This window comes from Monashia sp. NPDC004114 (genome assembly GCF_053603855.1).
On the sequence record NZ_JBSGGK010000039.1, the window covers coordinates 1 to 8997 of the forward strand.

8 protein-coding genes are annotated in these 8997 nt (G+C 70.8%); 6 read left to right on the plus strand and 2 right to left on the minus strand.

Annotated elements, in window-relative coordinates; all coding sequences use genetic code 11:
* The first annotated feature begins 116 nt into the window (after positions 1–116).
* The 3 genes from ACWEOW_RS25280 (at position 117) to ACWEOW_RS25290 (ending at position 4283) form a co-directional block, all read left to right on the plus strand.
* A complete protein-coding gene (locus ACWEOW_RS25280; protein ID WP_452272019.1) occupies positions 117–2165 on the plus strand; it encodes a glycosyltransferase family 39 protein in 2049 nt (682 codons plus the stop codon).
* On the plus strand, positions 2162–2608 hold the full coding sequence (locus ACWEOW_RS25285; RefSeq protein WP_452272020.1) for a GtrA family protein: 447 nt from the start codon (positions 2162–2164) through the stop codon (positions 2606–2608). Before ACWEOW_RS25280 ends, ACWEOW_RS25285 begins: the two co-directional genes overlap by 4 nt.
* An 85-nt stretch (positions 2609–2693) precedes the next feature.
* Positions 2694–4283, plus strand: coding sequence for a M1 family metallopeptidase (locus ACWEOW_RS25290; RefSeq protein WP_452272021.1), 1590 nt, complete (start codon positions 2694–2696; stop codon positions 4281–4283).
* A gap of 87 nt (positions 4284–4370) precedes the next feature.
* Here the strand turns inward: ACWEOW_RS25290 and ACWEOW_RS25295 are convergent, their stop codons facing one another.
* Positions 4371–5456 (minus strand): MBL fold metallo-hydrolase, encoded by a 1086-nt coding sequence (locus tag ACWEOW_RS25295; RefSeq protein ID WP_452272022.1) that lies wholly within the window; start codon positions 5454–5456, stop codon positions 4371–4373.
* Positions 5457–5608: 152 nt separating this feature from the next.
* On the minus strand, positions 5609–6925 hold the full coding sequence (locus ACWEOW_RS25300) for an MBL fold metallo-hydrolase (protein WP_452272023.1): 1317 nt from the start codon (positions 6923–6925) through the stop codon (positions 5609–5611).
* 197 nt (positions 6926–7122) lie between these two features.
* On the opposite strand from ACWEOW_RS25300, the gene ACWEOW_RS25305 reads away from it, so the two are divergent.
* The 3 genes from ACWEOW_RS25305 (at position 7123) to ACWEOW_RS25315 (ending at position 8921) form a co-directional block, all read left to right on the plus strand.
* Positions 7123–7677, plus strand: a complete 555-nt coding sequence (locus tag ACWEOW_RS25305) for a toxin-antitoxin system HicB family antitoxin (RefSeq protein WP_452272024.1) — start codon at positions 7123–7125, stop codon at positions 7675–7677.
* A 75-nt stretch (positions 7678–7752) separates the two neighbouring features.
* Positions 7753–8622, plus strand: coding sequence for a DUF4097 family beta strand repeat-containing protein (locus ACWEOW_RS25310; protein ID WP_452272025.1), 870 nt, complete (start codon positions 7753–7755; stop codon positions 8620–8622).
* The gene (locus tag ACWEOW_RS25315; protein WP_452272026.1) at positions 8619–8921 is read left to right on the plus strand and encodes a hypothetical protein; all 303 of its coding nucleotides are present in this window, start codon (positions 8619–8621) and stop codon (positions 8919–8921) included. Before ACWEOW_RS25310 ends, ACWEOW_RS25315 begins: the two co-directional genes overlap by 4 nt.
* The last annotated feature ends 76 nt before the right edge of the window (positions 8922–8997 follow it).

Sequence of the window (8997 nt, forward strand, 5' to 3'; positions counted from 1 at the left end):
GTCTACACACCTGAGCGTGTGACGACGAGGCCACTCGACGTTGACGGGGGAGGCTCATCTAGAGGCCTCAGGGGTATCACAGCAACGGCACAGTGCCTGCCGCGACGGTTGGCGACATGGACACGATGACCCTCACCTCACCGGGCGCCTCGGTGGCCTCCGCGTCGACGACCGGGCCCGTTCCGGGCCAGCAGATCGCCACCGAGCCGGCAGCGGGAGCGGGTCGTCCCGGACGGCTTCGCCGCCTCTGGCGCGGGGACGAGTCCGACCCCGCCTGGGCCCGCCCGGCGATGATCGGCCTGCTCCTCGCGACGCTGGCGCTCTACACCTGGAACCTCACCTCGAGTGGCTACGCCAACTCCTTCTACTCCGCCGCCGCTCAGGCCGGCAGCGCCAGCTGGAAGGCCTTCTTCTTCGGCAGCTCCGACGCCTCGAACTCCATCACCGTCGACAAGCCGCCGGCCTCGCTGTGGCTCATGGCCCTGTCGGTCCGCATGTTCGGGCTCAGCTCCTTCTCGATCCTCATCCCGCAGGCGCTCATGGGCGTGGCGACGGTCGGCGTGGTCTACGCGACCGTCAGGCGGCACTTCGGCGCCGCGGCCGGCCTCATCGGCGGGGCCGTCGTCGCGCTGACGCCCGTCGCCGCGCTGATGTTCACCTTCAACAACCCCGACGCCCTGCTCACCCTGCTCATGGCGCTCGGCGCGTGGGCCACGATGAAGGCGATCGAGCAGGCGTCGCCCAAGTGGATGATCATCGTCGGCGTCTTCATCGGCCTCGGCTTCCTCACCAAGACGCTCCAGGTGCTGCTGGTCGTCCCGTTCTTCGGCATCGCCTACCTCGTCGCCGCGCCGACGACGCTGCGCAAGCGAATCGTCCACTCCCTCATGGGAGTCGGTGCGATGATCCTCTCTGCGGGCTGGTGGGTCGCCATCGTCGAGCTGATCCCCGCCTCGGCGCGGCCCTACATCGGCGGCAGCCAGACGAACTCCTTCCTCGAGCTGACCTTCGGCTACAACGGCCTCGGCCGCCTCTCCGGTGACGAGACCGGCTCGGTCGGTGGCGGCGGCGGTGCTGGCGGCGGGATGTGGGGCCAGACCGGACTGCTTCGGATGTTCTCCTCCAGCGTCGGCGACCAGATCTCGTGGCTCATCCCGAGCGCCCTGATCCTGCTCGCAGCCGGCCTGTGGCTGCGCGGACGGCGCCCGCGCACGGACCTCCGCCGGGCGGCATACCTCGTCTGGGGCGGCTGGCTCGTGGTGACGATGATCGTCTTCAGCCTGATGGCTGGCATCTTCCACGAGTACTACACGGTGGCCCTCGCGCCCGCGGTCGGAGCGCTCGTCGGCATGGGCTCGGTCGAGGCGTGGCAGCGACGCTCGTCCTCGGTCGGCACGATCGCGCTCGCCGCAGCTACGGCGGCTGCGGCCGTCTGGAGCTTCCTGCTCCTGTCCCGAACGACCGCCTACGGCGACTGGCTGCGCATCACTGTGCTCGCCGTGGGGATGGCCGCCGCAATGCTGATCCTGGCGATCCAGTGGCTGCACGCGAGGGCGATCCCGTTCGTGCTCGCGGGCGCGCTCGTCGCCGGGCTGCTCGGCCCGACGGCATACACCCTCTCCACGACCGCCCAGGGCCACACCGGCTCGATCGTGACGGCCGGACCGAGCGGAGGCCAGGGTGGCGCCGGCGGGCCCGGCGGCGCGGGTGGCCCCGGCGGCTTCGGCGGCGCGGGTGGTCCCGGCGGCTTCGGCGGCGCTCGCGGGACCGTGAACGGCGGCGGTGGTGGAGGCATGGGTGGGCTGCTCGACGCGACCACCCCTGACACTGCAGTGGTCTCGGCCCTGTCGGCCAACGCCGACAAGTACACGTGGGTCGCGGCAGCGGTCGGCTCCCAGACGGCTGCGGGGCTGCAGCTCGGCACCCAGCTGCCCGTCATGGCGATCGGAGGCTTCAACGGCTCGGACCCGAGCCCGACGCTCGCGCAGTTCCAGCAGTACGTCGCAAACGGCCAGATCCACTACTTCGCCTCCAGCGGGCGTGGCTTCGGGGCGCAGAACGGCGGCAGCAACGCGGCGTCCGAGATCAGCTCGTGGGTCGAGCAGAACTTCACCCAGGTGACGATCGGTAGCTCGACGTTCTACGACCTGACGCAGCCGAAGTGACCCAGTCGACCACGGCAACGACCATGTCCGCGCAGCGAATCCGCCTGTCGCACCAGCTTGTTCGCTTCGCTGGCGTGGGAGTGCTCTCCACCGCCCTGCACCTCGGCCTCTTCGCGGCCCTGGTGCGGGGCGGGGTCGGGTCCCAGCTCGCCAACGGCATCGCGCTCGTGCTCGGGACGGTCTTCAACACCGCGCTCAACCGCGCCTGGACCTTCGGGGTGACCGGTCGCCGGCGCCTCGTGTCCCAGCACGGGCAGGCGCTGGTCATCTTCGCGATCACGTATGCCGCGACGTCCCTTGCGCTGGCCGTGCTGGCCCACGTCGCTCCTGACGCGAGCACGCTCACGCAGACGCTCGTCGTGGCCGTGGCGAACGTGCTGTCCACGGCGGCCCGGTTCGTCGCGATGAAGCGCTGGATCTTCGTGCAGCGTGAGGGTGCCTAGGGGCGGCTACTCCGCCCGCGCAGCCTCTCCCGGCAGTACCGTGAAATGCTCGCGCCGCCCGGCGCGGCAGGCTGGGGAGGCCACCGTGAAGGGAAAGCTCAGGACCCGTGCGGCCGTGACCGCATGCATCGCAGCAGCAACCACCACAGCACTTGCACTCTGCGCGCCACTCGCGAGCGCAGACGACTCCGGCCAGAAGAACGGCCGCTTCACCGCCGGCACCCCGGGTGTCGGTGACCGCTACTACCCGCTCGCCGGCAACGGCGGCTACGACGTCGGGCACTACGACATCACCGGCACATACGACCCGGCCACCGACGTCTGGTCGGCGACGACGGTCATCTCGGCCACGGCGACCGCCGACCTCTACCGCTTCGATCTCGACTTCGACGGCATGACGATCAGCAGCCTTGCCGTCGACGGCAAGCGGGCAACGTGGACGCGCGACGGGGCGGAGCTGGTCGTCGTGCCGCAGCGCAAGATCCAGTCGGGGCAGCCGATCACCATCGAGGCGACGTACTCCGGTGTGCCCAAGGAGTTCCTCCTGCCTCTGGGCGACTTCTCGCTCCGCACCGGCTTCATGGCGACCGACGACGGCGCGACCGTCGCTGGGCAGCCTGATGTCGCTGCCGGCTGGTTCCCCGTCAACGACCACCCGAGGGACAAGGCGGCATACGACTTCCACGTCACCGTGCCGGAAGGGCTGGGCGTCGTAGCCAACGGGTTCCTCGTAGGGACGACGACACGGGCCGGCTCGACTCGGTTCGACTGGCACGCACCGGAACCCATGGCCAGTTACCTGGCAACGATCGACATCGGGCACTGGGACGTCCGTTCGGGCACGATCACCACCTCGGGGCTGCCCTTCTACGACGCCGTCGACCCCGACCTGCTGAGCGACCCGGTGCTGGGGCCATCGATCAACGCCTCGCTCGCGCGACAGGGCGAGATCGTCGACGTGCTGTCGGCGGCATTCGGGCCGTACCCGTTCTCGACCGTCGGGGCGGTCATCGACGACCAGGACGACCTCTTCTTCGCCCTCGAGACGCAGACCCGGCCGGTCTACTCGAAGTACTTCTGGCCCGACGGCGGCGACAGTGTGATCGCCCATGAGCTCGCCCACCAGTGGTACGGCGACCATGTGGCGCTCGAGCAGTGGCAGGACATCTGGCTCAACGAGGGCTGGGCGACGTATGCCGAGTGGGTCTGGGCGGAGCACGAGGGGTTCTTCACGCCGCAGGACGCGCTCGACTTCTACTACTCGGTGATCCCGGAGGACGATCCCTTCTGGGCGTTCGTCGTGGGGGAGCCACCGCACGACGACCTGTTCGGCAACCCGGTCTATCTCCGCGGCGGCATGACGCTGCAGGTGCTGCGCAACCGGGTGGGCGACGACGCGTTCTGGGAGATCGCCCGGTCGTGGGTACGCGAGCAGGGCGGTGGCACCGGCACGACGGCCCAGTTCATCGCGCTGGCCGAGCGAGTCTCCGGGCAGCAGCTCGATGATCTGTTCGACGCCTGGCTGTTCACCGGGTCGAAGCCCCCGATGACGACGCTCGCGGCCCGCTCCGCCGCCGCACCGCAGGGTATGCCGCAGCGCCTTCCGCAGCGTTCAGCCGCGGTGCGCACCTGGGATGCCCAGTTCACCGAACGCCTCTCCACGGGCCGCTACTGAGGACGTGGCAGCACCCACCGCTGATGCTCAGCGGTGGGTGCTGCGCCACACCCCGCCGGACCGAGCGCTGACGCCGGCCCACGCCCGCTAGTCGTGGTCGTCGGCCGCCGCGGCCGCCTCCCACCACGGGTTCTGGTGGGAGGCCACGACCTCGTCGATGTCGAGGTCGGTTCCGTTGTCGCTGAGGACGACTCGCGTGCCGACAACCGGGGCGACGAGACGCACGCCGCGCTCCTGCGCCGCCGTTCGCGCCCGCCGGATCGGCTCGCTCCACCAGTGCATCGCCAGGTTGAACGTGGCCCAGTGGATCGGCAGCATGACGGAGTCCGTCTCGCCCTTGTTGACGTCGAGGTGCGCCGACACGGCCTGCTCGGGGTCGAGGTGGATGTCGGGCCAGTGCAGGCTGTAGGCACCGACCGGGATGAGCGTCAGGTCGAACGGGCCGAGGTCCGCGCCGATGTCGACGTAGCGGTGGGTCGGGCCGGAGTCGCCGCCGAAGAAGACCGAGTGCCGCGGGCCGATCAGCGACCAGGCCGCCCAGAGTGTCTGGTTCCGCACGAAGCCACGCCCTGAGAAGTGACGTGCCTCCGTGCAGACCAGGCGGATCCCGGCGACCTCGGTCTCCTCGCGCCAGTCGAGGCTGGTGACCCGGCCTGGGGGCACGCCCCACGCGAGCAGGTGCTCCTCGACGCCGAGCGGCACGACGTAGTGCGGCCGGTGGGTGCGTTCGAGCATGGCGATCGACGGCTCGTCGAGATGGTCGTAGTGGTCGTGGCTGATGACGACCGCGTCGAGCCGTGGGATCTCGGCGATGCTGCCAGGGATGGGGTGCAGGCGCTTGGGGCCGACGAAGGCCGACGGCGAGCAGCGGTCGCCGAAGACCGGGTCGAGCAGGAAGCGCCGGCCGTCGAGCTCGACCACGGTCGTCGCATGGCCGTACCACGTCACGGCGAGGTCGGCCGCCTCCTGCGGGTGCTGCGGGCGCACGAGGGGGATCGTCCCGGCAGGTCTGCCCCGTCCGCGCTCTCTGATCGCGGTGACGAGCATGCTGCTGCCACCCTCGGCCTCCGCGGTCGCGACCCAGTGCGCCGGCTCGTGCGACTGGAACGCACCGTCGCGGTAGTTGGGCGAGTCGCTCACGCGGCGGCGGACCGCCGCGGTCGTGGCACCCATACGTCGAAGGATCGGCAGCTGCACGTCAGCCTCCCAAAGGTTGGTTCGTTCGCATAGTTCCAGCGCTCGGTGCGTCCCGCGAGTTCCGCGCGCCAGGCGGGTCTTCACCGGCGGAGGTCGTATGCCGTCCGGTTCCGACGCAAGGCACGGCGTCAGTCGTGGTCCTCCGGGTCGGAGCACGCCTCCCACCATGGCTGGCTGAAGGCGCTCGCCACGTCCCGGGGCTCACCGACGGACAGGTCGACGCGCTCACCGATGCGTGGGGCTGCGATCGGGATGTCCGCCTCGGCCGCGGCCCTGCGGGCTCGGCGCAGCGGCTCGGCCCACCAGTGCATCGCCAGGTTGAAGGTCGCCCAGTGCACCGGGACCATGACCGACTCGCGTGCCGCCGTGGCGGTGGTGCGGGAGGTGTGGGTCGGCTCGCCCTCCTCGTACGCACCTCCGGGGGTGTCGATCCGCTGGTCGCCGTCGATGAAGTCGTCGGCGACACCGGCGGCGTCGCGCGCCAGGGTGGCCGGGTCGGTGCCGATCCGGTTGACGTCGCGGTGGGCGGCGACGGCCTGCTCCGGGTCCATGTGGATGTCCGGCCAGAAACGGTCGTACGCGCCGACAGGCATCAGCGTGAGGTCGAACGGACCGAGGTCGGCGCCGATGTGCGCGAAGCGCTTGGAGGTGCCGGAGTCTCCCGCGAAGAAGACGGAGTGCCGCGGGCCGCGCAGAGCCCATCCTGCCCAGAGCGTCTGGGAGTCGACGAAACCGCGGCCCGAGTTGTGCCTGGCCTCGGTGCAGGTGAGCCGGATGCCGCTGCGCTCGGTCTCTTCGCGCCAGTCCAGGGCGGTGATGCGTTCGGTCGGCACCCCCCAGGCGACCAGGTGCAGGTCGACGCCGAGCGGGACGACGTAGTGCGGCCTGTGGGTGTGCTCGAGCATGACGATCGAGGGCTCGTCGAGGTGGTCGTAGTGGTCGTGGCTGACCAGCACCGCGTCGATGGTCGGGAGCTGCTCGATCGGGCCGGGGACGGGGTGCAGACGCTTCGGGCCGGTGCGCGTGGACGGGCTGACGCGGTCGCTGAAGACGGGGTCGATGAGGAACCGTGCCCCGTCGACCTCGACGACGGTCGTCGCGTGGCCGTACCACGTCACCGCGAGGTCTCCGGGATCCGCCGGGGGCTCGGGCCGCACGATCGGGACCTCTCCGACCGGCCGGCCGCGGCCGTGCACGCGGATCGCCGCGAGCAGGGCGCTCGTCTGGGCCCGGACGCGGGGGCGCAGCGAGGGCTCGGCCGACTGGAACCGGCCGTCGCGGAAGTTCGGGGAGTCCCGAACGTGGGGGACGATCGAGGCCGGGGCCGCCCCCATCCGGTGCATGATCCTGATGAAGTCGCGGGCTCGGGCTCCTGAGGAGACCGCGGCGATGGCTGCGGACAGGGCACGGACGGACGGTCGGTCGGACGTGGCGAGGCTTCGCATCGACACCCTCTCTGGCGGCTGAGCGGCAGGGGTGGCGCCGCGGGCCCATTGTGCCCATGAAGCCTGCTCGTAGGGCGTCTGGAGACGACCACTCGACCGTCGAGTGGTCAGGTCGACCGGCCGCCTGAGCTGCCGCAGCACCGGTTGGCGGCATTGGGGTGTTGACATGACGTCATAATGGTGTCAGTGTGATGCGCATGGACATCACAGAGCACGTGGACGCACTGCGTCGGGATCTCGCCCAGGCGGCCAGGGCGATGGGACCAGAGCTGGAGCAGGCCGCCGAGCGGCTCGGCTACGCGCTCGACTCCTCGGCCCGGCTGGCCCTGATGGACGCCCTCTCGCACGCGGCCGCCGAGATCACCAACGAGCTGGACGGGACGTCCGTCGAGGTGCGCCTGCAAGGCCGCGAACCGGTCTTCGTCGTCGTCGGCGAGGGGCCCGCGGTGGTCGACGCCCAGGCGATGGGGCCCGATGACACCACGATGATGTCACCGGATGACGAAGGTGCCGAGACGGCGAGGATCACGCTGCGCATCCCCGAGGCGCTCAAGACCCGCGCCGAGGACCTCGCCGCCGGACGCGGCCAGTCGCTCAACACGTGGATCGTCAACGCCGTGCGGGCCGCGACGTCGCACCCCGGGCTCACCATCAACGTCGGCCCTGGCTTCGGCCCGGGCGTCAGCTTCGGCCCGGGTGCGCCCGGCCGCAACCGCTCCTCCAACAAGCGAGTCCAGGGCTGGGTGCGCTGAGCGCCCGCTCGACCCGCATCTCCCACCGCACTTCCCAGCAACGACCACTGGCAGCACCCAACGAAGGGGACACCCATGAGCACCACCCTCGAGACCCATTTCGAAACCACGGGTCCCATCAACCTCAAGGTCGAGCTGCTCGTCGGCGACGTCAAGCTCACCGCCACCGAGCGCACCTCCACGTCCGTGCGCCTCATCCCGAACGGCCGCAACGGTGAGGAGCTCGCCGAGAAGTTCACCGTCGAGGCACACGGCAACGACGTCGTGGTCCTGTCACCCAAGGTGCGCGACGGCTTCTGGGGCTTCGGCAGCAAGGGCTCGGTCGACGTCGAGGTCGACCTGCCCGTCGGCAGCACCGTCGACGTCAAGACGGGCTCCGGCGACGTCGAGGCCACCGGCCTGCTCGGCGAAGTCCGGGCCGCGACCGGCTCCGGAGACCTGTCCTTCGACGAGGTCGCGTCCGCCGACGTGAAGTCGGGGTCCGGCGACATCGCACTGCGGTCGACGAGCGCCGACGCCAACGTCAGGACCGGTTCGGGCGACATCACCGTCGGCAGCGCCGGCGGCCGCCTCGACCTCGTGTCCGGCAGTGGCGACATCGAGCTGCGACGCTCGGACGCGTCCGTCCGCGGCAAGACCGGCTCGGGCGACCTCCGGATCGGTGCGAGCAGCGGCGACCTCGACCTGATGACCGGCACCGGTGACGTCGTCCTGTCCGCCGTCCACGGCGGGCAGATCAAGGCGAAGACCGGCACTGGTGACGTGACCGTCGGCGTGGCCAACGGGGTCGCCACCTTCCTCGACCTCAACACCGTCACGGGCGACGTCGACGTCGCCCTCGAGTCGACCGATGGCCCTGGGGACTCCGAGTCGCGTGCGAGCCTGAGTGTCCAGTCCGGCAGCGGCGACATCCGCGTCAAGCGAGCGCAGGTGAGCCTGGCATGAGCAACCCGACAGGAGGCGTGGCCCTCACGCCCCACGAGGCGCTGGCCCGTCAGATCATCGTCCAGCGGGTGGCCGCGAAGCACCACGCTCCGCGCACGACCCGGCGGCACATCCGTGCGGCGCTGCTGCTCCGCTCGCTCGCCGAGCGGCTGGACCCCCCGGCGCAGCCCGAGGGCGAGGGCCGTATGCCGCACGGCGCGCAGCCGCACGCAACGTCCCGTCCCGCTCTCACCGGGGCGCACGCCGGGGCTCCGCGCCCGTGGTCAGCCGCGCCGCGCGCTGCGCACCGCCACTCCTGAGCCCCCACAGCCCGCTCCTCCACCGCAACACACCGAGCAGTCGCGGGGTTGGTCGGTGTTTAACGCCGAAGCGGCC